Source organism: Microbacterium sp. Se63.02b, from assembly GCF_014171575.1.
In the GTDB taxonomy this organism is placed as follows: Bacteria; Actinomycetota; Actinomycetes; order Actinomycetales; family Microbacteriaceae; genus Microbacterium.
Genome location: NZ_CP050453.1, coordinates 2546082 through 2570761 on the forward strand (window position 1 = coordinate 2546082; position 24680 = coordinate 2570761).

General features: G+C 64.6%; 22 protein-coding genes. 14 read left to right on the top strand and 8 right to left on the bottom strand.

Annotation, left to right across the window (positions count from 1 at the left end):
- Positions 1-88 precede the first annotated feature (88 nt).
- Positions 89-679: a recombinase family protein gene (locus G4G29_RS12505; RefSeq protein ID WP_183150352.1), complete on the top strand. Its 591-nt coding sequence runs from the start codon at positions 89-91 to the stop codon at positions 677-679.
- A gap of 91 nt (positions 680-770) precedes the next feature.
- Here G4G29_RS12505 and G4G29_RS22180 read toward each other — a convergent pair whose 3' ends face one another.
- The 4 genes from G4G29_RS22180 to G4G29_RS12525 form a co-directional block, all read right to left on the bottom strand.
- Positions 771-1292 (bottom strand): glyoxalase superfamily protein, encoded by a 522-nt coding sequence (locus tag G4G29_RS22180; RefSeq protein WP_220173451.1) that lies wholly within the window; start codon positions 1290-1292, stop codon positions 771-773.
- 212 nt (positions 1293-1504) lie between these two features.
- Positions 1505-2083 (bottom strand): hypothetical protein, encoded by a 579-nt coding sequence (locus tag G4G29_RS12515; RefSeq protein ID WP_183150353.1) that lies wholly within the window; start codon positions 2081-2083, stop codon positions 1505-1507.
- Positions 2080-2910, bottom strand: coding sequence for an NAD(P)H-binding protein (locus G4G29_RS12520; RefSeq protein ID WP_183150354.1), 831 nt, complete (start codon positions 2908-2910; stop codon positions 2080-2082). Before G4G29_RS12520 ends, G4G29_RS12515 begins: the two co-directional genes overlap by 4 nt.
- Entirely contained in the window at positions 2907-3449 is a 543-nt protein-coding gene (locus tag G4G29_RS12525) for a TetR/AcrR family transcriptional regulator (protein WP_202045244.1), read from the bottom strand. The genes G4G29_RS12520 and G4G29_RS12525 overlap by 4 nt, the downstream gene beginning before the upstream one ends.
- A 169-nt stretch (positions 3450-3618) precedes the next feature.
- On the opposite strand from G4G29_RS12525, the gene G4G29_RS12530 reads away from it, so the two are divergent.
- Both G4G29_RS12530 and G4G29_RS12535 read left to right on the top strand, forming a co-directional pair.
- Positions 3619-4002 carry a hypothetical protein gene (locus G4G29_RS12530; RefSeq protein WP_183150356.1) on the top strand — a complete coding sequence of 128 codons (384 nt, stop codon included), beginning with the start codon at positions 3619-3621 and terminating at the stop codon, positions 4000-4002.
- Positions 3999-4442, top strand: a complete 444-nt coding sequence (locus tag G4G29_RS12535; RefSeq protein WP_183150357.1) for a MarR family winged helix-turn-helix transcriptional regulator — start codon at positions 3999-4001, stop codon at positions 4440-4442. The genes G4G29_RS12530 and G4G29_RS12535 overlap by 4 nt, the downstream gene beginning before the upstream one ends.
- A 15-nt stretch (positions 4443-4457) precedes the next feature.
- On the opposite strand, the gene G4G29_RS24065 is transcribed toward G4G29_RS12535, so the two are convergent.
- On the bottom strand, positions 4458-5168 hold the full coding sequence (locus G4G29_RS24065) for a protein-tyrosine phosphatase family protein (RefSeq protein WP_309491577.1): 711 nt from the start codon (positions 5166-5168) through the stop codon (positions 4458-4460).
- On the opposite strand from G4G29_RS24065, the gene G4G29_RS12545 reads away from it, so the two are divergent.
- Both G4G29_RS12545 and G4G29_RS12550 read left to right on the top strand, forming a co-directional pair.
- On the top strand, positions 5119-6774 hold the full coding sequence (locus G4G29_RS12545) for an ABC-F family ATP-binding cassette domain-containing protein (protein ID WP_183150359.1): 1656 nt from the start codon (positions 5119-5121) through the stop codon (positions 6772-6774). The genes G4G29_RS24065 and G4G29_RS12545 overlap by 50 nt on opposite strands.
- Positions 6771-8036: an MFS transporter gene (locus G4G29_RS12550; RefSeq protein WP_183150360.1), complete on the top strand. Its 1266-nt coding sequence runs from the start codon at positions 6771-6773 to the stop codon at positions 8034-8036. The genes G4G29_RS12545 and G4G29_RS12550 overlap by 4 nt, the downstream gene beginning before the upstream one ends.
- A gap of 328 nt (positions 8037-8364) precedes the next feature.
- Here the strand turns inward: G4G29_RS12550 and G4G29_RS12555 are convergent, their stop codons facing one another.
- The gene (locus G4G29_RS12555) at positions 8365-8700 is read right to left on the bottom strand and encodes a hypothetical protein (protein ID WP_183150361.1); all 336 of its coding nucleotides are present in this window, start codon (positions 8698-8700) and stop codon (positions 8365-8367) included.
- Positions 8701-8902: 202 nt separating this feature from the next.
- Positions 8903-12412, bottom strand: coding sequence for a MobF family relaxase (gene mobF, locus G4G29_RS12560; protein ID WP_183150362.1), 3510 nt, complete (start codon positions 12410-12412; stop codon positions 8903-8905).
- Positions 12413-12598: 186 nt separating this feature from the next.
- Here mobF and G4G29_RS12565 point away from each other — a divergent pair, with 186 nt between their 5' ends.
- Positions 12599-13243: a class I SAM-dependent methyltransferase gene (locus G4G29_RS12565; RefSeq protein WP_220173453.1), complete on the top strand. Its 645-nt coding sequence runs from the start codon at positions 12599-12601 to the stop codon at positions 13241-13243.
- A gap of 255 nt (positions 13244-13498) precedes the next feature.
- A complete protein-coding gene (locus G4G29_RS12570) occupies positions 13499-14575 on the top strand; it encodes a site-specific DNA-methyltransferase (RefSeq protein WP_183150363.1) in 1077 nt (358 codons plus the stop codon).
- Between the two features lie 125 nt (positions 14576-14700).
- On the opposite strand, the gene G4G29_RS12575 is transcribed toward G4G29_RS12570, so the two are convergent.
- On the bottom strand, positions 14701-15636 hold the full coding sequence (locus G4G29_RS12575; protein WP_183150364.1) for a LysR family transcriptional regulator: 936 nt from the start codon (positions 15634-15636) through the stop codon (positions 14701-14703).
- A 125-nt stretch (positions 15637-15761) separates the two neighbouring features.
- On the opposite strand from G4G29_RS12575, the gene dnaE reads away from it, so the two are divergent.
- From dnaE to G4G29_RS12610, 7 genes are all read left to right on the top strand, one after another.
- Positions 15762-19289, top strand: coding sequence for a DNA polymerase III subunit alpha (dnaE, locus tag G4G29_RS12580; protein WP_183150365.1), 3528 nt, complete (start codon positions 15762-15764; stop codon positions 19287-19289).
- A 142-nt stretch (positions 19290-19431) separates the two neighbouring features.
- A complete protein-coding gene (locus G4G29_RS12585) occupies positions 19432-20157 on the top strand; it encodes a helix-turn-helix domain-containing protein (RefSeq protein ID WP_210274175.1) in 726 nt (241 codons plus the stop codon).
- A gap of 88 nt (positions 20158-20245) precedes the next feature.
- Positions 20246-20746, top strand: coding sequence for a hypothetical protein (locus G4G29_RS12590; protein WP_183150367.1), 501 nt, complete (start codon positions 20246-20248; stop codon positions 20744-20746).
- A 441-nt stretch (positions 20747-21187) separates the two neighbouring features.
- Complete coding sequence (locus tag G4G29_RS12595; protein ID WP_183150368.1) at positions 21188-22282, top strand: hypothetical protein; 1095 nt, start codon at positions 21188-21190, stop codon at positions 22280-22282.
- Between the two features lie 245 nt (positions 22283-22527).
- Positions 22528-23406, top strand: coding sequence for a bifunctional DNA primase/polymerase (locus G4G29_RS12600; RefSeq protein WP_183150369.1), 879 nt, complete (start codon positions 22528-22530; stop codon positions 23404-23406).
- 95 nt (positions 23407-23501) lie between these two features.
- Positions 23502-24218: a DUF2637 domain-containing protein gene (locus G4G29_RS12605; RefSeq protein WP_244632597.1), complete on the top strand. Its 717-nt coding sequence runs from the start codon at positions 23502-23504 to the stop codon at positions 24216-24218.
- Complete coding sequence (locus tag G4G29_RS12610) at positions 24211-24657, top strand: hypothetical protein (protein ID WP_183150370.1); 447 nt, start codon at positions 24211-24213, stop codon at positions 24655-24657. The genes G4G29_RS12605 and G4G29_RS12610 overlap by 8 nt, the downstream gene beginning before the upstream one ends.
- Positions 24658-24680: the final 23 nt, after the last annotated feature.

Here is a 24680-nt window from a genome sequence, read left to right on the forward strand (position 1 = left end):
AGGCCACGCAGTTGCTGACACTGTAATGCACGTACAACCCGCCCGATTAAATGCCCGATGATGGGACCATAACTGCAACACTGGTTCCATGACAGGAATAAGGGTCGGCTACGCACGAGTCTCGACCAACGGGCAAGACCTCACCGCTCAGCGCGAAGGACTCATCACCCTCGGCGTCGACCCCGAACACATCCACGTCGACCACGGCCTCTCCGGTACTAACCGGAGTCGGCCAGGGCTCCGCGAGGCGTTAGTTGCAGTCCGCGCCGGCGACACACTCGTGGTCACCAAGCTCGACCGGCTCGCACGGTCACTGCCCGATGCGCGAGACATCGCCGACGAACTCACCCGAAAAGGCGTCGCGCTCAGCCTCGGCGGATCACTTTATGACCCTGCCGACCCGGTGGGCCGGCTCCTCTTCAACGTGCTCGGAATGGTCGCCGAGTTCGAAGCTGATCTGATCCGCGCTAGAACGCGTGAAGGAATGGCGATCGCGAAGGCGGCCGGGAAACTCCGTGGGAAGCAACCCAAGCTCACCGCGACAAAGCGCCGTCATCTTCTTGCTACGCATGCGGCCGGCACGCACACTCAAACAGAGCTGGCGGAGCTGTTCGACGTTTCCCGCGCCACGGTCTACCGCGAGCTCCAACGAGCTCAGCCACCGAAAGCCGCCATTTAGCGCTGTGAGAATGCGGCCATTTATCGCTGCGACTCACAGTCGCCGCGCTGAACCTGGTCGACGTGCCGTAATCGATCGTTTCCGGCACGCCCTACTCCGGCTCGCAGAATCGAAGCTCGTTCCCGAACGGATCAATGATGGTCATCGTCGGCCCACCCGGCGCATCTCGGTCAATGCCCGGCCGAAGCTTGCCCGCAGCGCCCCTCGTTACGTGCGATCGGTAGTCGTCGAGGTTGCGGGTCGGCACCCAAACAACGGACCCAGGTGTGCCGTCCCCGTGGTGCTCGCTGAGGCCCAACGAGGTATCACCGCGACTGACTCCGAGGAAGGTCGGCAGACCAGGTTCGAATTGGTACTCGAAGTCGATCGTGAACCCCAGAACATCGACGTAGAACGAGCGGGCAAGGTCCACGTCGAACACGCGCAGGACCGGCATCGCTGGACCGAATCCTGGTTGCTTGTACTGTGCTGCAAGCTCGTTCCAGTCAGCGAAACCGAGGGTCCGCGACAGGAGGTCGAGACTCTGACCGTGGGACAGGTCGACGCCGTTCGGCAGGGAGTCGCGTAGCGATCGCGCGAGAGTCTTAGCTTCGTCAATGGTGAGAGGGATCACGGTTGCTCCTTGTTATCGAGCGGCCGTCCTGGTGCTCGCATTGCCAGAGTCGCCGTGCTCGAACGAGGATGCACGCGGATCGAATCGAAGCGACGCGTTCACCATGCCGAAGCTGCGAGCGGCGGGTACGTCAACCCACACCAACCCTAGCAAGACCCCTCATCCGAAACGATCAGTTCTGGCCGGATGTGGAGTCCCCAAACGCGGAGACCTCAGCGGCCCGCACGGTAGGCGAGGTAGCTCGACCCGCGCGGTGCAATTTCGTAGCCCTCGGGCAGGCTCCGGGTGAGTCCGAGTTCTTTGAGCTTGCGGACGTTGCGTTTGAAGGTTTCCTTGTCCATGTCGCCGCGCAGCGATTCTGCGTGCTGGCCGGGCCGCTCCTGGATGAGTCGGAGTGTCCGTAGTGCCCATGCGCCGTGAAGGGGGCGCTGATCGAGTCGCCGGAGGCGTCGGTCGATCTCGGTGCAGTCGTCCTCGGTGAGGGCGGCGTCGTTGCCCAGTTCTGTGCGCGGGTCGGGGCCGGCCGCTGCCAGCTCGATCCTGAATACGGGGTCTCCCTCATCGCCGCGAAAGGTTCCGACAAGCGCCTCAACCGAGGCCGCTCCGGCGGCCTCGGCGTCCCGAACGGTTATGTCGTGAGCGGCGACGATCGAGACGTCACCGATGGTCACCACCCCGGCTGTGCTGCGAAAGGTGGAGCCGGGTCGAACGCGGGGCTTCATCCACCGTCGAAAGGCGAGCGTGATGCTGCCGGCGGCGACGCCGGCCGCCACGCGGTCGGTCAGGATCATGCGCCAGGGGCGGCCGCGTACTCAGCCAGCGTGCGTAGGGGCCGGCCGAGTAGGTCGGTGGCGTCGGGCGTGGTGTGTGCGTTCGCGCCGCTCGCGATGACGGAGTAGAGCCCACTGAGAGTGTCGACGTACTCCGGGTGCCATCCCAGCGCCGCGGCAGATCGTCGGAACTCCTCATCGGAAACCGGCTCGTAGGCGGTGACCGGGAGCCCTGCCTGTGCGGTGATCGCTGCCGCCTGGGTGAATGTCAGGGCTTCCTCACCGGTGACGTCGTACTCTCGGTTGCCGTGGGTGCCCCTAAGCGCGGTGACGCTCACGGCGGCAATGTCGTTCGCATCGATGAAGCTCACTGCCGCTTCCCCCGCGGGGATGCGCAAAACTCCGTGGTTCGCCACAGCGAGGTCGCGCAGCGGCCCTTCGGTGAAGTTCTGATGGAACCAATTCGGGCGGACGATCGACCACTCGAAATCGCTCTCCTGCAACCTCAGCTCGACCGCGCGCTGGTCAACCTCGCTCGGAGCGTAATTCATCCCAAGTGCCGTCATGAGCACTACCCGGCGCACCCCGGCCTGGCTCGCGGCCTCGAGAAATGCTTGCGCTTGGTCTCCGATGCGGGCAACGGATCGGTGCCCGTCATCACCACCCGGCAGGACGAAGAACAACGCTTCAACGCCGCTGAGTGCCGGCGTCCACGTGGCCGGGATCGACCAGTCGAGAGGAATGTCACTGCGCCGCGTTCCTGCGCGAGCTGCGCGACCATCCGCGAGGAGCTGAGCGAGGACGCGGCTCCCCACCTTGCCCGTTGCACCCGTCACCAGAACGGTCATGAGCGCACCCCCAGCACCCCACGAAGCTGCGCATGAACCACTCCACGGTGAGCATCCGTCGCCTGGGTGTGCAGGGCTAGAACCGTGGGAACCATGCGACCATCCAGAGTCGCGATCAGAACGTCCACGATCGCATCCACATCGGTCACAGGAACGAAATCACCGGCACGGCTTCCTGCGTTGATCGCGTCAGCGAAAGGTGCCCGGTAGCGTGCGGCCAGCGTCTCGCTGTGACGACGTAGCTCGTCGTCGTGAGCTGCTGCACCCCAGAACTCCATCAACATCCGCCAAGCCCTGACAGGCGTGTTCAACCCGTAGTCAACCAGCGCTGACAACCGCTCCCAGCTCCCATCGGCCACCTGGCTGGCTGATCGCTCCATCGCCTCAACTTCCGAGGCCGTGGATCGCAGAAGCGCCTCGACCAGCATGTCTTCCCGGCTGCCGAAGTAGACCTGCAACGTGCTCACCGCGATACCACTCACCGCCGCAACATCTTTGAATCGCGTGCCCTCATAACCCCGCTCGACCAGCACGGTCACCGCAGCATCAAGAGCTGTCTCCCGCCGACGTCCCGTGCCGGCTCTCCGCTGTCGCGTCTCTACAATCGTCATGCATATACGGTATCACCGTACCGATTTTCGGTAGCAACGAATTTTGGGCTCAATCCTTCCCGTGCCTAAATGAATGCGAGTCGCATACACTTTGAGGATGAGTGCAGTAGAGACAGAGGCCGCGATCGGCCGGTGGCATGACGCGGTGAACAGCAAAGACCTGACGGCCGCCCTCGGCACCGTCACTAACCCAATCGTCATCAATGGCCCGAAGGTGGCCGGGCCGATCACCGATGAGGGTTTCGTCAAGTGGATCACTCGGTCAGGAATCACCCTGCGGCCGCGCTCGTATCACCCGATCACCGATCGGGTGATCGTCGTCGAGCAAGACGCTCAATGGCCGGCGGACGCGGAGCCCACACGGTTAGCGACGTTGTTCCGAGCCACTGGCGATCAGGTGTCGGCCGCGCTGCACTTTCCCGCGCTGCGGGAGGCGTTGGAGTTCGCCTACCTGTACACTGAACTTGCGGCCACAGAATGAGCGAGCCCGGGGCCGGTCGAGCACTGTTCTCGTTCGTGCGGCACTGGTCGCGACGCTGGAACGGAACCGCTGACGGCGAGCGTGCAGCTCGCGGCCGCGACGTTCTCGCGGTCGAGGCCGTCAACGCACTCTCGCACGGCAGCGACCCGACAGTGAATGACGTTGCGGCCGAGCTGGGGCTCGATCAGTCGAACGCTTCGCGGCTGCTGACGCATGCAGCGGAGGCGGGCTACCTGGCTCTCAGTCGCTCAGCGGTCGATCGGCGGCAGCGGACGGTCACCCTCACCGCATCCGGGCACCAGCTCCTCGCCGCGGCGCACGTATGGCAAGACAGCGTGTTTGAAGCACTCACGGCGGAATGGACCGACGGCGAACGCGCAGCGTTCGAACAGGCCATGCGCCGCCTGGTCGAAAAGTCACCCGACCTCAGCAGCTCCTAGACGATCGTTGATGGGTCAGAGCTGTAGATGTGCCTCGCGCACGAACCGGCGTTGCCAGGGAGTTTCGACCGCGTTGTGCCGATAGGCAGCGCGCACCCATGCCACGGCCTCATCGGCCGGCACCCCGTCGTATCGCGCGAGGATGGCCAGAGCGGTTCCCGTTCGCCCCGTACCGCCACCGCAAGCAATTTCCACCCTCTCGGTGGCCGACCGGTCATAAGCCTCTCGTAGGGCGGATAGTGCGCTCGACGGCTCTCTGGGTAGACGAAAGTCCGGCCACGCAATCCACTGCGATTGCCAAGTCTCCTGGTGCAGGCGGGCCGTGAGATACACCCCGAAATCCGGCGCGTTAGCCGCGTCGACCGGGCCGCTTCTCAGCCCGCGCCCGCGCACCAGTCGACCACTCGGCAAGGACACCACACCGCTCAGCCCAGCCGCCCACGGTTCCATCTGTACATCGTCGCATCGTCGATCGTTTGCGGGACGCCGCGGCGGTCCCGTACGATCGAAGGGTGCATTTGTTGTTCCTCTGACGGCTGAGTGAGGCCCACCGCGCTCGTTGAGTAATCCGAGCATGCGGCGGCCACTCGTTCTCGACCCTCCGCGGGTCGCCGTCATCCGCGCACCCTGACCGCCCTCACGTGGGCTGGCTGGTGCGTCGTCTCGAAGGATTCGAATGCTCACCCCGACCAACCATCTACCGGCGCGCCAGCGCGCCCAACTCATCGCCTCCGACGTCTCCGTGATGCGCGGAGCGACCCGTGTCCTCAACCATGTCGACCTCACCGTGACGCCCGCCTCTCGGCTCGCGATCGTCGGGGAGAACGGGCGCGGGAAGTCCACGCTGCTCCATGTGCTCGACGGCACGCTGGCTCCTGATGCCGGCACGGTGCAGCGCACCGGAACGCTCGCGGTCGCGGAACAGGAAATGTCCGCGGACGATGACCGCACCGTGGGCCAGGCCATCGCGGAAGCGATAGCCGAACCTCTCGCGGCCCTGGCATCGCTCGACGAGGCCGCCCGTGCGCTCTCGGCCGGCAGGGCCGGCGCTGATGAGCGTTACGCGGCCGCGTTGGAGCATGCCGAAGTGCTCGATGCCTGGGACGCCGAGCGGCGGGTGCGAATAGCGCTCGACGCCCTGGACGCCGAAACCGATCCGGCCAGGCTGCTCGCTGACCTCTCTGTGGGGCAGCGGTATCGGGTGCGCCTGGCGTGCCTGCTCGGTGCGGATCATGATTTCCTGCTACTCGACGAGCCGACGAACCACCTCGACCGATCCGGCCTCGAGTTTTTGAGCTCGCAGCTCCGAGCTCGTGCCGGCGGGGTCGTCATCGTCACGCACGATCGCGCGCTGCTCTCAGACGTCGCGGAAACTATCCTCGACCTCGACCCCACTCCCGACGACCGAGTGCGTATCTACGGCAACGGGTACGCCGGGTATCGCGAGGGCCGGCAGGCCGAGCGGGAACGGTGGGAACAGGAATTCGACAGGCAACAAGCCGAGCACGCCCGACTGCAGGACAGTCTCAGTTCCGCACAGAACAGGCTCGTTTCCGGGTGGCGGCCGGAGAAGGGCACCAACAAGCACGGCCGAGCGACCCGTGCTGGCGGGCTCGTGCAGAGCGTTCACCGTCGGCAGGAACAGCTCGAAGCGCACGCCGTCACCGTGCCGGAACCGCCGCTGCATTTCCGGTTCCCCGATCTGCCGACCAGGACGGGCGCGGTGCTGCTAAGCGCGGAGCACGTCAGCGTCGCCGGCCGCCTGGCGCATCCGGTGTCGTTCTCGCTCTCGCACCGCGGCCGCCTCGTCGTGACCGGCCCGAACGGGGCCGGCAAATCGACCCTGCTCGCCGTGATCGCGGGCGAGCTGCACCCCGATACCGGCTCGGTGCGGATGCCGCAGAGCGTCCGTCTCGGATTCTTGCGACAGGAGACTGATCTGCCGCTGCAACGGCGAGCGAGCGAGGTTTACGCCGCCCACGTCGACGCTCTCGTGGCGGCGGGGACACTCACTGCCGCCGAAGCGGTCGGGCTCTCGCAGCTCGGCCTCCTGCGCGCTCGGGAGTCGAGCAAACGCATCGGTGAGCTGTCGATGGGACAGCAACGCCGACTCGACCTGGCATTGGTGCTCGCGACGAAACCACACGTCCTGCTGCTGGACGAGCCCACCAACCATCTGTCGATCGCGCTCGTCGACGAACTCACCGACGCCCTCGGAGCGACGCAAGCCGCCGTGGTGCTCTCCACCCATGACCGGCAGCTCCTCCGCGACGTCGACGACTGGCCCCCGCTGCGCCTCGGCGCGATGACTGAGAGTGAGCCACGGGCATGAGCCGGAAGAACCCTGGCGCCCTTCGTGCGCTGCGACCCCTCGCGACCCGCGACTACCGACTGTTGTTCGCCGCCGTCGGGATCGAGGTATTCGGCACCGGCATGTGGACGATCGTCATGGTGTTCCAGGTGCTCGCCCTCAACGACAGCCCGCTGGCGTTGTCCGCCGTCGCCACGGGGATGAGTCTCGGCCTGTTCGCGTCCTCGATCCTCGGCGGAGTCGTCGCTGACCGGTTCTCGAAACGGCGCATCATCATCACCGTGCAGGGATGCACCGCCGTAGTGATGGCCGCCGTCGCGGCCCTGTCCCTCACCGGAACGATCGAGCTGTGGCACGTCGGCGTCGCCTCGTTCGCGATGGGGGCCGGCAGTGCGTTCTTCTACCCCGCCTACAGCGCCTATCTCCCCCAGGTGCTTCCGCCCGAACAGCTCCTCGCCGCAAACGGGCTCGAAGGTGCGTTGCGCCCCTCGATGGGGCAAGGACTCGGACCTGCGCTCGGCGGGATCATCGTCGGCGCGTTCTTCCCCGCGATCGGCGCTGTGATCGTGGCCGCTTCCTACGCGGTCGCCTTCGTCATCGTGCTCTTCCTGAGCCGACGCGACGAGATAGCCGGCCCCGCGACGCCTGCCGAGAAAACGAACGTGTGGGGCGACCTGCGCGCGGGCGTCCGGTACGTCGCCAGCACCCGGTGGCTACTCTGGACGCTCATCTTCGGATCATCGCTCGCCCTCATCATCCAAGGGCCCATCGAAGTTCTCCTGCCGTTCCTCACCCGCGACCGATTCGAGGACGCCGAAGCGACGTTCGGGATTCTCCTGGCAGCATTCGGGATCGGCGGCGCGGTCGGCTCGCTCGTCGTCTCCTCACTGAGACTGCCGCGCCGCTACCTGACGTTCATGATCCTCTGCTGGGGCGGCGGAACCCTCCCCCTCGTCGTGCTGGGCGTGGCCGACAACCTCGGGATCATGCTGGCGGCGCTGTTCGTCGTTGGCGCAGCGACCGGCGCGGGAGTCGTGATCTGGGGCACGCTGCTGCAACGCCTCGTGCCCGTCGACATGATCGGTCGAGTCGCAAGCCTCGACTTCTTCGTCTCGATCGCATTCATGCCCGTCTCAATCGCGATCGCCGGGCCGCTGTCGCTGATCTTCCCCGTGGAAACGATCTTCATCGTCGTTGGCGTCGTGCCGCCAGCATTGGCCGTCATAGCTCTGGCCGCGGGCCGGATGCGCAGCACCGAGCTACAACGCCCGCTCGACGCCTAGATCTAGACGGATTGTCCTGCTGCTCTTGTCCGGTGTAGCGCCCGCTGCGGACTCGCCCCGTGCATTGCGGCGTGAGAAACGACCGCAACGATTGCGGTTTCAGCCAGTCAACGTTTGCAGGCGGATAGTGATGTCGTGATGACCGAGAACTATCCGACGATAAACATGCGTCGAAGCTGGTAGATCATCACCATCCGATCGGTGCGGATCGCGCAACCATGAAAGCACCCGCACAAGTAGCCGTCATTGTCGCGGCCGTTTTCGGCCTACGATCGGCAACTGGTTCTGCGGACGTTGGGGCGTGTTCCGACGAATTCGTTCCAGGCCGCTAACGCTGGACGATGACAGCTGAGCGGGCGCGTCGTTCTTGCGACCGGGATCGCGCAAGGAGCACAAGGCTCCACGGCCCGAAGAGGATGAGCTTCAGCGCGTTCCACAGGGCGAGGAAGAACACGAGGTACAGCCACTTGCTCCACCCTTGTTCGATGAGTCCGGTACAGGTCACAGCGATCAGCAGGTAGATGACGCCGAGGAGCATCGCGGGGATGCCCCATTTGAGGCCGCGACGGGAGCGGAGCACGTCGAGGAGGATGTTGGTAGGCATCCATCTGCGGAGGAAGACGCGGGTGTGGACGCTGGCGTTCCAGAGCCGGTTCAGGAGCATGACGTGGGCCTCACTTTCGCACGCAGGACAACGGTGGTGTGGCCGGTCCTGAGTGGTTGAGTGCCCGAGGTACTTCTCGAACGGTCTGCCGTTCCCTGGTTCTGAGGGGTTGGCGCGTGGTTGCTCCTGCCACCGCCAGGATACCCAAGTGCTCAGCGAGAAGGAAGGGCGAGCACTTTGAGGCGCTCCAGCGCCACAGTGCTTAGAGGGTCGGCCCGTCCCGTCGCTGCGGGGTCTCTTGGGGCTCGCTAGCGTCCTGTTGAAGGCGGGTGAGCGTGGCTCGGGTGCGTTCGTAGTCGATGCGTTGCGCATCGTCGGCGGGTACAGGCCCCAGTGGGCGAGTCGAGGTAATGCCCCATCGGTCACGGTACGCAGCAACCGCACGGACCGCGACGATGCGAGCCTCGGCGTCGAGAACGTCGAGTCCTGCCGTCCAGGGAACAGGCTGTTCGAGCGCTGCTGTGGTGAGAGTGTTAAGGCGTTGGACCATGAGGTGTTCGCGTTCTTCGAGCGCTCGCTGCATCTCGAGATCAGTGATGCCAGTAGCTCGCGGGACAACACCAGCGATGAGCCCTGCGACTCGGCGAGCGCTGGGAGGGTAGGTGCTGGTGAGCTTTTGGATCCGGTACCGCAGCATCGACCCGAGATCATCGACCTCGTCGAGGTTCCCTGCGTGCACGACCCGTGGCATGAGGTTTTCAATGTCGTGGCCGGCGGCTTCGAGACGCCGCAGCTCGGTGGTCAGGACCCCGAATGACTCGGTCTGGACGAGTTCATCGACCGCTTCGGTGGTGAGGCCACCTTGCTCAAGCAGGGCGATCCATCGGTGTTGCTGAGCTTCTTGGGCGATGGTGTCGTATTCGGCAGCCAACTGCGCAAGCGACCCCCACGCTTCGTGCTCAGTGGTGATGGTGTCGTGGGCGGATTGTTCGGCACCGACGTGTTGCAGGATGCCGTAGAGGATGCTCCTGGCGGTCATCTGCAGGTCGTCATGGTGTTGATGTTCTTCGAGGTGATGTTGGTCGGCGGCGATGTAGGCGTGGTTGGATTCCCGGCCGCGAGTCATCGCGACGTAGAAGGACTCGCGGGTCATTTCTGGTGACGAGACGATCGCGTGCGCGGTATCGACCGTGGAACCTTGTGCGCGGTGCGCGGTGATCGCGTACCCCAGCTCGACATGTTCGCTCACGTACGCGGCAGGAAGGGTGATGGTGATGCGCCATTTGGAGTGGGCGCGTCGGACCGTGAGAGATCCGTCATCGTTCGCGCGGGTCACGGTCCACCGGTCGCCGTTCTTCACCCACCCTCGCCCCATCGCGAGTCGTCGGTCGTTGTTTCGGGTGATGACCAGGTCACCGCGGGAGGCTTCGTTCCCGTCATGGAGTCGAACGCCGTCGAGGGCGACGTCGCCTGCAAGGACTCGGTCGGTGCGGGCGCGGGTGTTGAGTTCGGAGACGGTGTCGAGGGCCTCAGCGATCAACACCGACGCTTTCCCTTCGGCTTGGTCGGCACGCCACGCCTGATATGCCTGCTCGAGGATGTCCTCATATCGGCCTGGAGCGATGCGATCGTGGTCGAGGTAGGTGTCGATGACGTCGGTGTCGCCGATGCGCAGTCCGAGGGAGGCTTGTTTCTCCCACTCTTTACGGAACCGCCTCACGTCGGTGAGCTCAGGGGCATCGTCCCGGTGTCGGACGAGCATCCCGAACGCACCACCCGCATCGACCGCCGCGAGCTGCGCCCAGTCGCCGATGAGGAGCACCTTCGCACCAGCCTGCAGGGCGTGGGTGGTGATGGTGTCGAGGGCGAGGGTTCCTGCGAGTGAGGCTTCGTCGATGATGACGAGTTGGCCTGATGTGAGGTTCCAGTTGCCGTGGCGGTGTTCGTGGAGCCACTTCGCCGTGTTCTCCGTCGAGATCCCCAGATCCCCTGCCAGGACATCCGCTGCCGCCGCAGACGGCGCGAGACCGATCACAGAACCGCTGCCGTGGCGTTTCTCCCACGCTCGCCGCAACGCCGACATAGTCGTCGTCTTCCCGGTTCCTGCTGGACCGACCAACACGTCGAGGGTGCGGGCGGAGACGCCGATCTTCGTGATCGCCCGCTCCTGATCCGGTGACAACACATGCCCGTCTCGGTTCCTCTTCCGCGCCGCCTGCTCGACCCACGTAAGCGGCACCGTCGGTGCGCTCCTGTCGTTCGACGCGGTGAGGAGTCTGTCTTCGGCGGCGAGCACCTGTTCGGATGAGAACACAGTTGAGGCTTTCGGGCGGAACACGCTCGATGCGTCCGCGCGGCGGAAGGTCAGCGGGCTCGACGCGAGCTCCGGCGGAGTCAACCGCAGCGATACGCGTTCCGCGGCGTCGACGATCTGTTCGGTGACGTGATCGCGGTCAGTCGCGGACGCGAACCGGAGTCCCATCGTCTGCCGGACAGCCTCCGCGTGAAGGTTCCATCGTTTCCATGTCGCCCGCCGGTCCCCCACCCGCGCCACCACGCCTTCGGCAACCTGATCAAGGTCGCCGAGCGGAATGTCGTCCGCGCGCAGCAACGGCTCCCCCACGCTCTCGGCCACGAGCGTTGTGGCCCACGTCGGAGCATCCTCACCGAGAAGCTCGGTCGCACGATCTCGCCACCCAGCGGTGAGGCTGCTCAGCGAGTGATGCTGCTTCGGGGGTCGAGTCTCCAATGTGGCTTGTTGTCGGAGCTGCCACAACAACTTCGGCGACGGCTGCCGCCCATGCTTCGTCACGTAGTCGGCGACGAGGCCGTCCTTGACCTGCTCGATATCGCGAGTGCGGGAGGAGAAATCGTCCATCAGCTTCTGCGGCACGCCGGCGATCTCCCACGCTGTCGACCGCCCAGCGCCACGCTCCCGCGCTTCCCACCCCACCCCGAGAACCTGGGTGAGGTGGTCGGAGAGGACCGCGTTGTAGTGCTCTGACAGCCCCGTCACCGCAGCATGAATCGCCCGGGAGTCGAGGGTCCGCCATTTTCCGTCATGAACGGCCTGAACACGGTTCGCGACGACGACATGTGTGTGGAGCTGCGGATCCGATGCTCTGGAGTCGTAGTGGTCGTACGCTGTCGCGATCACACCCCGGACTTCGACCTGGGCGACTGCGCCCCGCGGCCCTTTCGCGCCGATCCGGGTCATCGCGGCATCGCGCTCGAACAGCGCGATCACATCTTGGATCGCGACGTGATGCGCCTGGGCAATCAGTGCCTGTATCCCAGCGTCAGCGACCGCCCAGAGCGTCGAGACGGACTTCGGGACTGAGAACGTCAGATCGAACCCCGCCACCGGTGCGCCCGTCGGCTTCGCCGCCTCCTCGGCCTCGATCAGCGCGGTCTGGATCGCGCGCTTCTCGTCGGTGAGAGTGCCGGAGAGTTTCTCGACGCGACGATCGACACGTTCTGCGGTGGTGGCGAATTTCCGGTATGGACGACCCAGTTGCTCGCCGCTGTTCGGGTCCTGCCCGAACCCCATCAGACGCCGCAACTGCTCCTCGCTCACTGCCGTGCCCGCGGCCACGCCCCCGGGGAGCCCGACGAGCCCGGATCCTGTCCATGTGCCCGGTGGTGTCCCCGACTCGAGGTAGTACCTCGTCAGCGCAGAAGCGGCGTCACGATCCCCGTCGCCGGTGACGGCGGAGTTGAGTAGATACCGGTATCCGTCACCGGCGGTCATCACCCTGATGGAGACCGTCATATCCAGCAGGTACGCAACGACCTTCCACCGGACTACGCCGAAGAAGCGGTGCCTTTCTGCGTTTTGCAGCACGTCAGAGTGCCGCCAGTGAGCGATTGCCATGATCCGAGCCAGGCGTCAATTGCCTATCGAACGGTGTTCGGACAATCACCTCCACCGTGAAGGTGTGACGGGCCATGGAGAGCGGTGTCCTGGAAGACTGGTGATGTGGGCGACTACTGGAATCACAACACCGCATACCACGGGTGGATTCTCCGCACCGGCCTACGCGACGACGTGCGTGACGTGCTGGACGTCGGGTGCGGCGACGGATTCCTGCTGCAGCGCCTTGCACCGCACGTCACCACAGCCGTCGGCATCGAACCAGACGCGGAGACCATTGCGCGCGCACGCACCCGACTGCGCGACACCGAGAACGTTTCGCTGCAGTGCACCAGCTTTGCGTCTTTCCATCCCGGTGCTGCACGGTTCGACCTCATCACCTTTGTAGCGACACTCCACCACATGGAGCTTCAGCCGACGCTCGAGAAAGCTGCATCGTTGCTTCGCCCCGGAGGGCACCTGATGGTTGTCGGGCTCGCGGCGAACCACACCCTGGTCGACTGGATCCTCTCGGCAGCGACCCTTCCGCTCGTGAGGATCGGATCCCTCATACACCGCGAGACGGCGGACATCGGAGTCCCCATCGCAGAACCGCAGGAGAACCTCGTGGCAATCCGACAGATGAGCCGGGATATCCTTCCTGGACGCACGGTTCGCAGCGGGCTCTACTACCGGTACCTCCTTGCCTGGAAGAAACCCATCAGCACGTCGCTCACCAGACACGAGTAGCGACGGTCCAGAGGCATTCACGGTCCCATTCGATCGTTGATTGCCGATCGTGTGTGGGAGAAATCTGGCAGTGGGAATCAGCGAGGCCCGGGCACCTCGTGGAACTCTGATCTGGCGCGCGGGCGCTGACTCTCGCGTGGCATCCACGCTGGGGCTGTGTGGGCTCGACTTCGTCGGTGTGGCACGTACCTGCCGGATGAGCTTGTTCGTCGCACACGAGCGCGGACAGGCCCCGAACAGCAGGGAGCCACCGTCATGCCCGACTCCACCCCGACGCCCGCCGCACGCCTGACCGAACTACCCAAGCCGGTGTTCGCCGATGAACGGGCGACGCTCTATCTCGGTGACGCGGTCGAGCTCCTCGCGCTCCTGCCCGAAGGGAGCATCGACGCCCTGGTCACGGACCCGCCCTACGGGTTGAGCTTCAACGGGCAGGCATGGGATGACGCATCCGGGTTCCGGGAATCCCTCCCGCACATCGACACAAGTGCGATGAGTGCACCGGAGGTGTTCGAGACGTGGTGCACCGCGTGGGCTGCAGGAGCATTGCATGCGCTCAAGCCGGGTGCGTATATTGCAGCGTTCGGTGGTGCACGCACCTGGCACCGGATGGTGCGCGGGATCGAGAATGCAGGGTTCGAGATCCGCGACCAGATTGCATGGCTACACACCACCGGAATGCCCAAGAGCATGGACCTCTCGCACGCCATCGACAAGCACCACGGCACGCAACGCACCGACCGGGTCGTGCAGACCACTGATCATGACGGGGTGCTCGGCGCGACCCGCACGGTCCTGTCCAAAGGCACTCCGGTGACCGAGGACGCGCAGCGGTGGGAGGGGTGGGGTACGGCGTTGCGGCCGGCATTCGAGCCGATCATCATCGCCCGCAAACCACCCGAAGGAAACCTCGTCCGCAACGTCCTCAAGCATGGCGTCGGCGGGATCAACATCGACGACGGCAGGTTCGCTGACGGCCGGTGGCCGACGAACGTCGCTTTCGACCCCGGGCAGGCGGATGCGTTGGATGTGTTGACGGGGACGTGGCAGGGCGAATCACTGTCGCGGAAGTTCCCGATCTTCCGCCTCGACAACAAGCCCAACGCCAATGAACGCCCTCGCGCATTCGGAGTCTCGCACGCGACGGTGAAACCGCTAGCCCTGATGCGCTGGCTGATCACGCTCGTCACGCCGAGCGGAGGTGTCGTGCTAGAGCCGTTTGCAGGTTCGGGTACGACGATTGAAGCTGCTGTGCAAGCCGGGCACCGGGTGGTCGGAGCGGAGAAGGACGCATCGTATGTACCGTTGATCAGTTCGCGGATGCAGTGGTGAGCGCATCGGACGAATCCCGCAGCGGGGCGCCTGACGCGGGAGCATCACGCTGAGCCAGACGTTCGTCACCTCGCAAGCGGCGTCGATCATATGCACTTGGTGCACCCAACCATGGTCGCTGCGTGTCAATTCTTGAGCCACTCCGCCGTCCACATATCAGTGGCAACCTCTTGGGCGGTGTAGCTCTCAAGATAGGCCCGCAGTGCAGTGAGTCCGGGGTGCGGGTTGGTGTTAAGCCAGATCAGGGAGTGCGGATACACCGGTGTGGGGTTACGAATCCGGATACGCCGTAGGTCATGCTGCGTTGGCCAGAGGTACCGGTCATGGTCGCCTACCAGCGTCGCAAGGTTCGAAGAAGTGGATAGCTGATCCATGAGTGCTTCGTCTCCGAAGTGCGGACCTAAAGCATCGATTGACAGGCCAAATGCCCTCGCGAGTTGCGCGTAGAAGACGGCCCACTCACTGCCGTCAGTGATTCCTGGAACCCAGATGCGATGCCCGCCAAGCTGGCTGAGTTCGACCTCTTTGAAATTTGCGAGTGGATGGGCCGGGCCGACAAGTAGCTCGAGTGCCGAGTTGAGCGTAGGGCCGACTTCAACACCGATCGGCAGTCGCTTGCTCATATCGCAGGCGCGGAATGTTGCGTCTATCAGGCCATCGCGGACAGCTGCTACGGCACCTTCCGCGGTGTGCGAACCGAGGGTGACGACGTCAAGCGGGATCTCTTTGTTGCTTCGATAGAAGTCCTGAAGAACTACTGCCGGAGCGATACGTCGATGGACGACATCAACCCGGAGCGCTCGCGTCCCCGGCTGCACCGATTCGACCGCCCGAACTGCGATGCGGAGCAGTTCTCGGGCATGAGGCAAGAAGGCTTGTCCGTCGACCGTGAGTTCTGACCCGCGAGCCGCACGGTTGAACAACGAAACACCCAGCTCGCGCTCCAGTGCAGCTATGCGCTTCGAGACCGCTTGCTGGGTCACGTGGAGGTCCACCGCTGCCTCCTGGAACTGTCCCGCGTCGGCAGCTGCTACGAAGGTTCGCACTACTTCAACATCCACCCCCAAAGCATATCAACACAACTATTGGCTGTGGCTCGCCGCCTCCAGCGTTGTTTGCTGAACTCCATTCTTACTTGGTTCCATCGACATGAACAACAAACTGTTGTGGACAGGAGCCAGACCCGATGGCATCACAGGACTCATTCGTCCATTTGCACGTGCATAGCGAGTATTCGATGCTCGACGGCGCAGCGCGGGTGAGTCCATTGATCTCCTCCGCCGCGGAGCAGGGCATGCCTGCGATCGCGATGACCGATCACGGCAACGTGTTCGGTGCGTTCGATTTCTGGCGTGCAGCGACGGCCGCCGGGGTGAAACCGATCATCGGCACTGAGGCTTACATCACGCCGGGGACCGCGAGGCAGGATCGAACGCGAGTTCGGTGGGGTGACGGCACCGATTCGAGGGACGATGTATCCGGCAGCGGTGCATACACGCACATGACGCTCCTCGCGGAGACGACGCCCGGGATGCGCAATCTGTTCCGACTCTCGTCACGGGCGTCGATCGAGGGTTACTACTTCAAACCACGCATGGATCGTGAGCTCCTCAGCGAGCACGGCGCGGGGCTGATCGCGACGACGGGGTGTCCGAGCGGTGAGGTTCAGACTCGGCTGAGGCTTGGCCAGTACGAGGAAGCACGCCAGGCTGCGTCGGACTTCCGTGACATCTTCGGTGCGGAGAACTACTTCTGCGAGATTATGGATCACGGCCTCGGTATCGAACGGCGGATCATGACCGACCTGCTGCGGCTGGCCGATGAGCTGTCGCTCCCGCTGGTCGCGACCAACGACCTTCACTACGTCCATGCCGATGATGCCAAGAGCCACGCCGCCTTGCTGTGTGTCCAGTCCGGAAGCACGGTGGATGATCCAAAGCGGTTCAAGTTCGATGCTGACGAGTTCTACCTGAAGTCGCCGGCGCAGATGCGCGACCTGTTCAAGGACTTCCCCAGCGCATGCGACAACACTCTGCTGATTGCGGAGCGCTGCAACGTCGAGTTCGACACCTCGGCAAACTACATGCCCCGCTTTCCCGTCCCTGTCGGCGAGACCGAGGAGACCTGGCTGGTCAAGGAGATCCAGCGCGGCCTCGCGGAACGCTATCCCGACGGGGCAAGCGCGCAGGTGCGAGAGCGCGCCGAGTACGAGACCGGGATCATCCTCCAGATGGGGTTCGCCGGGTACTTCCTCGTCGTCGCGGACTTCATCGGCTGGGCGAAGGACCACGGCATCCGAGTCGGCCCCGGTCGAGGCTCCGGCGCCGGCTCAATGGTCGCCTACGCACTGCAGATCACCGGGCTCGACCCGCTGGTGCACGACCTGATCTTCGAACGCTTCCTCAACCCCGACCGTGTATCGATGCCCGACTTCGATGTCGACTTTGACGACCGGCGTCGCGGTGAGGTGATTCGCTATGTCACTGAGAAGTACGGCGACGATCGGGTTGCGCAGATCGTCACCTACGGAACCATCAAGTCCAAGCAGGCCCTCAAAGACAGCTCCCGCGTGCTCGGCTACCCGTTCAGCACCGGTGACAAGCTCACCAAAGCGATGCCGCCGACCGTGTCGGGCAAGGACATCTCGCTAGCGGGGATCTTCAACTCCGAAGATCCCCGCTATGCCGAAGCCGCCGAGATCCGCACCCTGATCGAATCTGAGGTCGACGCGAAAGCGGTCTACGAGACCGCGGTCGGGCTGGAAGGCCTGAAACGGCAATGGGGCGTCCATGCGGCCGGAGTCATCATGTCCAGCACCCCGCTGACCGACGTCATCCCGCTCATGAAACGAGAGCAAGACGGGCAGATCGTCACGCAGTTCGACTACCCGGCTTGTGAGTCACTCGGGCTGATCAAGATGGACTTCCTCGGGCTACGCAACCTCACCATCCTCAGCGACGCGGTCGAGAACATCCGAACCAACCGTGCCGAACAAATTTCCCTGGAAGACCTACCCCTCGACGACCCTGCCGTGTTCGAGCTGATGCGCCGAGGTGACACCCTCGGCGTCATTCAATTCGACGGCGACGCAATGCGTTCACTCCTCCGCCTCGCCCAGCCCGACCACTTCGAAGACATCACCGCCGTCGGCGCGCTCTACCGACCGGGGCCGATGGGCGCAAACTCGCACATCAACTACGCACTCCGCAAGACAGGGCAGCAGGAGATCACCCCCATCCATCCCGAGCTCGCGGAACCGCTCGCCGATGTCCTTGGCAAGACCTACGGGCTGATCGTCTACCAAGAGCAAGTCATGACGATCGCGCAGGTACTTGCCGGTTTCACGCTCGGACAAGCCGACCTGCTCCGCCGCGCGATGGGCAAAAAGAAAAAGTCAGAACTCGACAAGCAGTTCGAGGCATTCTCCTCCGGGATGAAAGCCAACGGGTACAGTTTGGAGGCAGTGCGAACGCTCTGGGACATCTTGCTCCCGTTCTCCGACTATGCCTTCAACAAGGCTCACTCCGCCGCCTACGGACTCCTGAGCTACTGGACCGCGTACCTCAAAGCCCATTACCCGGCCGAGTACATGGCCGCCCTGCTCACCAGCGTCGGGGAATCCAAAGACAAGATGGCGCTCTACCTCAACGAGACCCGGCGGATGGGTATCAAGGTTCTCCCACCAGACGTGAACGAGTCCGGTCGCTACTTCGCTGCCATCGGCGAAGATATCCGGTTCGGACTCGAAGCAATCCGCAACGTAGGAGGCAACGTCGTCGCCCAGATCATCAACACTCGTGAAGCCAAAGGACGATACGCCGGCTTCCATGATTTCCTCCGCAAAGCACCCATCGATGTCGCCAACAAACGCACCGTCGAATCGCTGATCAAAGCAGGGGCGTTCGACTCGTTCGAGCATCCTCGGCGTGGACTGCTGAGCATCCACAAAGAAGCCGTCGATGCCGTCGCCGGAATCAAACGACAAGAAGCTCACGGACAGTTCGATCTCTTCGCCGCCCTCGGCGACGACGCGGAAGACTCCTTCGACACTGAGATTCCTGATCTCCCCGAGTGGAACAGGCGCGACAAACTCGCGTTCGAACGAGAAATGCTCGGACTCTACGTGTCTGACCATCCACTTCGTGGACTTGAACAGGTGCTCTCCAAACGCGCAAACACTCAGATCGCTGCGCTCCTGGGGGAAGGTTCCCCGAAGGACGGCAAGTCGGTGACCGTTGCCGGTCTTCTGACCAACGTTCAACATCGCGTCGCCAAAGCGTCCGGCAACCCTTACGCCCTCGTCCGAATCGAGGACCTCGGCGGAGAGGTCAGCACTATGTTCACCGGAAAGACCTATCAGGCCTACTCATCAGCACTTCAGGCTGACTCCGTCGTGCTCGTCAGCGGGCGAGTAAGTCTCCGCGACGACGGGGTGACAATCCACGCCGACGGCCTTGAAGAAATCGAGTCGGCCGACCACATGCAAAATCGCCCCTTTGTAATCGTCATGCCAGAGCGAGCCGCAACGGAGACTCGCATCACAGAACTCCGCGAGATCCTCATCCGACACCCCGGCCAGACTGAGTCACGCCTCAAGCTAGTCAAGACCGACACCGCGTCCCTCTTCTCCTTGACGCCCTACCCTGTCACCGTTACCGCCGACCTATACGCCGAAGTCAAGTCGCTCCTCGGAGCAAAGAGCATCGAGATGTAGTCGAGGCATCGTGAGGGAGCCGTTCACCAAAGTCCTGCTGCCGGACGCTCCAATTACTCGACCTGATCTTTTCCCGGTGGCGGTTCGCCGTGCCACACATTCCGGTCCCACGGGCCGCGTCCTTTTCGCTGCGACGAAAGTAATGATGGTCAACGCGGGTGCGACCACGCTCAGGCACCAGTCCGGCGAGCTCAAGGCCGTCGAAGGCGACGTCATCTTGCTGCGACCTGGTCACTGGTATTCGGGAGACCCCTCCGGGACGGTGGTGACGACGACGGCCTACATCGACACGACCTTCCTTCACGAGCAGGCACGGTGGATACCCAAGTCCGCCGCGCCCGCTCTTCTTGGTTCTCTGAACAAATGCGGGTCGGATCCTGTCACGTTCCGCCTCTCACCCAGGACGCTTCCGCAACTAGAGTCCGCATTCCGAGTGCTGCTCGATATTCAGCAGCACGAGGTTTCGCCGCTCCGAAGCCTCAGTCTTGTTACCGGGCTTCTCGACGTACTTACCCAGTCGGATGCTGCGATCGGGGTCGGCGACGAAGCGGTACGGCGAGCAGTGGCGATCCTCATCGAACGGTTCGACCAGCCGTGGACTCTTGACGCTCTCGCCGTTTCGGCGGCGATGTCTCGATCACAGATCTCACGACTGTTTCGCAAGCACCTCCAGATAAGCCCTGCGGAGTTCCTGCGCCACGAGCGAGCGCGTCGCATGGCCGATCTTCTGCTTTCCAGTGGCCTTAGTGTCGAGGAAGCCGCTCGCCAGGTCGGATGGTTGGACGCCAGTCATGCCTCGCGTGCGTTCCGCCGCGTGTACGGGCTCTCTCCGCAGCAGTACCGACGAGCACACGAGCAATCTTCCTAGGCCGTCTGAGCGCCCACTATCGGGGGCCCACCTGACAGGTACGCCCCCGACGCGACCGCGCGCGGGGAACCTTGAGGGAAGGAATCTCATGAGCAGCATTGACCCTGACGAGGCAGCAGTATCGACGCCTGCTGGCACCACAGCACGCAGAGGTGCGACGAGCCTGCCGGGTGCGCTGTTTCTGGGGGTGATTGTGTGGGCTGATGACCCGGAGATTGATCCGACGGTGGTCGCGGACCGCAATCCGGTCGCCGTGGCGCGGGCGGTTGCAGTCACAATTCACGAGATGCTCGAAGACTCCGAAGCGTATGCCGGGGCGACGGAGTTCCTTCAGTCAAATCCTCCGCCGCAGGATTGGGTACTGCCCGAAAACGTAGATGCATGGTTGGAGGCGCTGCGGCAAGCGACGCCGCACCCGGCGTACTCGTTCCACCGAGTGCCTATGACCGGTGGTGCGGACGGGACGAACCACACGGCCGTGAACCGGTACTTGCAGCATGCTCTGCAGGAACGCGAAGCCGCTCTCACCGCTGACCCGTCACCGAGCACTTACGTCGGCCGGTCGACTGGAGGATATCTCGCCCGCTGACCCGATCGCGGGAGTTTGACGTTTCCACGCGTCTTCTTGATGTTTCGACGCGTCATCTCCCGGACGCCTCGACCTTGACGTGCTCCTGTGCGTACCTCTGGAACAGCACCACCCGTGCCAGCTGAGCGTTCGCGCGCGGTGCGTGTTCTGTCGATCTGTCTGTGAATGGAGGCCTTCATCATGTCCGACACCACGATCCCACCGTTGGGGTATTCGCCTGAGCCGCCCCGCCCGCACCGGGTGGTGGTTGAGTTCGAGGTCCTCGCCCGCACCCAGGCCGAGGCTCAACACATGGTCGATGAGGTGCTGATCGAAGACCTCGCAGGCCCTCCCGGTCAGCCCCGCACAGACGGCGACCGGGTGTTCGGTGAGGACTTCGGCGACGATGTCCCGCACATCCGTTCCTGGATACCCGCACCCGTGGCCTCGCCCGCCGCGCGGGTGCTGCCGCCGGTGGGGTGGGAGGCGTTCGAGGAGTCGGGGATCCCGGAGATTGTGGCGGAGATGTTCCCACCCGAACCGAGCACCGGTGACTTCCGCCTCCCAGACGGCACGCCCGACCGGGAGGGGTTTGAGGACGCGCACGAGCGGTGGCGCGACGAGTGTCTTTCGCTCGCTGTACAGGCCTCCCGCCTCCCGGACACGTTGGAACGGTTGGAGCGGGCCGAACGGGTCCGTGACGGCCTGGCCGATCTTCTGGAGCGGGAGCATCTTCCCGTGGAGCCGGTGAAGGAGGACTATCTCGTCACGGTTTCCCCGTCGTTCGAGGGCGAGTTTGAGGATCTGCGGTTCAGATCCGACCACGCCCAGTGGCGGTCCGAGTTCACCGCAACCGCGCTCCGACGCGAACACGCATTGGAGGGACTGCTCGCTGAGGGCGGGCCGCGGACGATGTTCCTTCCGGAGCGGTTTCACCGTGAGTGGGTGCCGTCGGATCTGATCGCCCTGCAGACCCTCCGCGTCCTCGTGGAACGGGAGAAGGCCGGGGAAGGCAGGCCGTTGTTGGACCGGCGGGAACGGGAAGAACTGGAGGCGATGTTATTCGCCGCCGACCCCGACGTCAGCGTTCCTGATCCGGATGATCCGGTCGGTGTGCCGATCTATGAGGGGCTGGCGTCGGAGGCGCATGCGTGGATCGTCCCCGGCGTCTACGACGCGACCGGGATCGACGGAGAAGGCCAGTTCCGACTCGTCGTGGGCCGCGTATCCGTCGGCGATGGGGCGACGGCATCGTCGGCGTTCCCACCCGTTGAGCATGACAGTGCCGTGGTGAACGAGATCGCCCGCATCCTCGAGCAGGACACCGAACAGCTCAACCCGGCCGTGGTCCTTGATCGGATCAACGCCGCAGTCCTCGCTACCGGTCGCACTGGCACCGCTCCCGGGGACATTCGCCCTCCCGAGCAGGCGCTGACCAGGCTGGAACGCGGGGCACTGCTGAGCGAGTTACTCGCGGAACGAGAGCAGCACCTGAGCACCGATCCTGACGGCCCCGAGCCGCCCTCCCCGGATCGTGATTCTGGCCGAAGCCTGTAGCAGAGGGCCGCCGTTGGCCGGTGGAGGCGGGTGCCGGTGTGTTTGACGATTTGGCGCATGTTCTTGACGAAACGGCGCATCCTGCCCCGGAACGCTCGTGGCGACCATGCGAGTTCGGGTAGGGGTTGAGGTTCAGAAGGGATGCTCAGAGCGGAGATTCTGCGGGCAGCACGGCTGCTGCCCGCACCTTCCCAGTGACACCGCGCACGAGCCCCGGCCCGTGCCGTGTACTGAAGGAGGTGCGCATGGTCATCACCGACCCCGAAGTTTGGCCGATGCCCGCGGAGCTTCCTGGAGTGCTCGCGCACGCTGCCTCCGTCTACACTGCGGCGGGCATCCCGGTGTTCCCGTGCGCGCCCGGTCAGAAGCGCCCGCTCACCGTGCATGGGTTCCGGGACGCCACCACCGACCCCGCGCAAATCGCCGCCTGGTGGGGACGGCATCCGGAAGCGAATATCGGCATCCCCACCGGGACAGTGATCGGCGTGCTGGACGTGGATGTACACGCCACAGGCAGCGGATACCCGATCCTCCGCACCCTGCAACGAGAGGGGCTGATCGGCGGGTGGGGGCAGGCCGTGCGCTCCCCATCGGGTGGACTGCACTTGTACTACCCGACAGCCCCAGACGCTGCTCAACGATCGTGGTCGCGGGGGCGGGCGCATGTGGACTTCCGCGGCACCGGCGGCTACATCATCGCCCCACCCTCCACCATCACCACCGACGACGGAGCCCGCTACTACGAGATCATTGCCCGGGGCCGTCACCCGCGCCCAGTTGACGCGGACACGATCCGTGAGCTGCTGACGCCCCAGCCTGAGCACCCGCCCCGCCGGCTCGATCCGTTAGCGGTGCGGGAGGTGGAGCATCTCGCGGCCTGGGTCGCCGCGCTACCGGAGGGGAACCGGAACGCGGGCCTGTTCTGGGCGGCATGCCGTCTCGCCGAGGCCGGCCTGCCCGAGCCCGACACTCTCGGGGTACTTGAGTCTGCCGCGTCCGCCGCCGGTCTCGAGCCGCGGGAGATCGCGAAAACGATCCGCTCCGCCCACCGCACAGCGATCGTTGAGGTGCCCGACGATCCCGTCGCACAGACTGCTCGCTCTTTGTCGGGGATCGGGAGGTAGCGGTGACCGGCCCGGCAGTGACAGCTCGCGCCCCGCGCGATCTGGACCTGAGCCCGGACGGAGCCCCCGTTGCTGGTGTGTCGCGGTTCGTGATCGTGCTCGCAGTCACCGGGACGATCCTGCTCGCCCTGGGAGCGTTCTGGCTGTCCTTCACCACCCTCCGTGACCTCGCCGTTCTCTCCGGGATTCCCGAGGGGCAAGCGTGGATGTGGCCGCTGATCGTCGATGGCGTCATCCTTGAAGCCACGATCAGTGTCGTCGCCCTGCGGGATTCCGCCCGCACCGCGAGGCGGTTCGCGTGGCTCCTGCTGGGCGCAGGTGCCGGAGTGAGCGTGGCGGCGAACATCACCCACGCGGTCGTCGCCGCCGATACCCGCGTCCCCGCCCTGATCGCCGCGCTGGTCGCGTCGGTGCCACCGCTGGTGCTGCTCGCGATGACGCATCTCACCGTCGAACTCACTCGCAACACCGCACCGTCTCCGACCATTCAGAAGCCGAGCATTCGACCACTGGTCCCTACCGAGAGCACGGTCGCAATGACCGAAACCCTGGATCGCTCCGAGCAGGACGCGATACCCAAGCCGCAGGAGATAACGGTGGCGGCGCCGCCGGAACTGAGCGTCACCGAACAGCCGTCGAGATCCCGTGGAGGAAGTGGGCAGCAGGGAGACGCGCGTGCTCGGGCGCTCGCGCTGAGTGCGGAGGGTGTGTCGAAGCGGCAGATCGCCGCGCAGCTGGGCGTGCACCCGACCACGGTAGGCCGATGGATAAACGCACCTGACCGGCAACAGGACGGAGACCCCCATGACTGACCCCACCACCCCCGACCACCAGCACGTCGACCACCAGCGCCTCGCGGATCACGACCAGCGGACGGGTGCGAGCAAGCACACCGATGCGCCACCGACATCGACGCCAACAGGGGCAGCTGAGGATGCGCGGGCATCGGAGTTCGCTACCCACGGCGATCCCACGCTCGTCCGAGGAGGAGGCGCCAGTCCGGTCTCGCCTCGTCCGGGCGTGCAGTGGGTGCGCCCCACCGATGTCGCCGCCCGCGCCGGGGCCGTCGTTCTGGACCGCGGTGCGGAGCTGAACACGCGCCTGCGTGATGCGGTCCTTGACGGGGTTCGTGAAGGGCGTGCGCAGTTGCAGGAGCGTCTGGTCCGCCGCCAGGAGGCCCTGGACCCAGATTCGAGCAGTCCGACAAATGCGCGGGAGCGTGTGGTCGGGAGAACGGGGGTGAGCCGGTGATCGCTGCCTGTCCCGGCACCACC

Coding starts and splice junctions, on each gene's coding strand:
- G4G29_RS12505 (WP_183150352.1), top strand. CDS start 89: ATGACAGGAATAAGGGTCGGCTACGCACGAGTCTCGACCAACGGGCAA.
- G4G29_RS12515 (WP_183150353.1), bottom strand. CDS start 2,083: ATGATCCTGACCGACCGCGTGGCGGCCGGCGTCGCCGCCGGCAGCATC.
- G4G29_RS12520 (WP_183150354.1), bottom strand. CDS start 2,910: ATGACCGTTCTGGTGACGGGTGCAACGGGCAAGGTGGGGAGCCGCGTC.
- G4G29_RS12530 (WP_183150356.1), top strand. CDS start 3,619: ATGAGTGCAGTAGAGACAGAGGCCGCGATCGGCCGGTGGCATGACGCG.
- G4G29_RS12535 (WP_183150357.1), top strand. CDS start 3,999: ATGAGCGAGCCCGGGGCCGGTCGAGCACTGTTCTCGTTCGTGCGGCAC.
- G4G29_RS12545 (WP_183150359.1), top strand. CDS start 5,119: ATGCTCACCCCGACCAACCATCTACCGGCGCGCCAGCGCGCCCAACTC.
- G4G29_RS24065 (WP_309491577.1), bottom strand. CDS start 5,168: ATGAGTTGGGCGCGCTGGCGCGCCGGTAGATGGTTGGTCGGGGTGAGC.
- G4G29_RS12550 (WP_183150360.1), top strand. CDS start 6,771: ATGAGCCGGAAGAACCCTGGCGCCCTTCGTGCGCTGCGACCCCTCGCG.
- G4G29_RS12555 (WP_183150361.1), bottom strand. CDS start 8,700: ATGCTCCTGAACCGGCTCTGGAACGCCAGCGTCCACACCCGCGTCTTC.
- mobF (WP_183150362.1), bottom strand. CDS start 12,412: ATGACGGTCTCCATCAGGGTGATGACCGCCGGTGACGGATACCGGTAT.
- G4G29_RS12570 (WP_183150363.1), top strand. CDS start 13,499: ATGCCCGACTCCACCCCGACGCCCGCCGCACGCCTGACCGAACTACCC.
- dnaE (WP_183150365.1), top strand. CDS start 15,762: ATGGCATCACAGGACTCATTCGTCCATTTGCACGTGCATAGCGAGTAT.
- G4G29_RS12585 (WP_210274175.1), top strand. CDS start 19,432: ATGATGGTCAACGCGGGTGCGACCACGCTCAGGCACCAGTCCGGCGAG.
- G4G29_RS12590 (WP_183150367.1), top strand. CDS start 20,246: ATGAGCAGCATTGACCCTGACGAGGCAGCAGTATCGACGCCTGCTGGC.
- G4G29_RS12600 (WP_183150369.1), top strand. CDS start 22,528: ATGGTCATCACCGACCCCGAAGTTTGGCCGATGCCCGCGGAGCTTCCT.
- G4G29_RS12610 (WP_183150370.1), top strand. CDS start 24,211: ATGACTGACCCCACCACCCCCGACCACCAGCACGTCGACCACCAGCGC.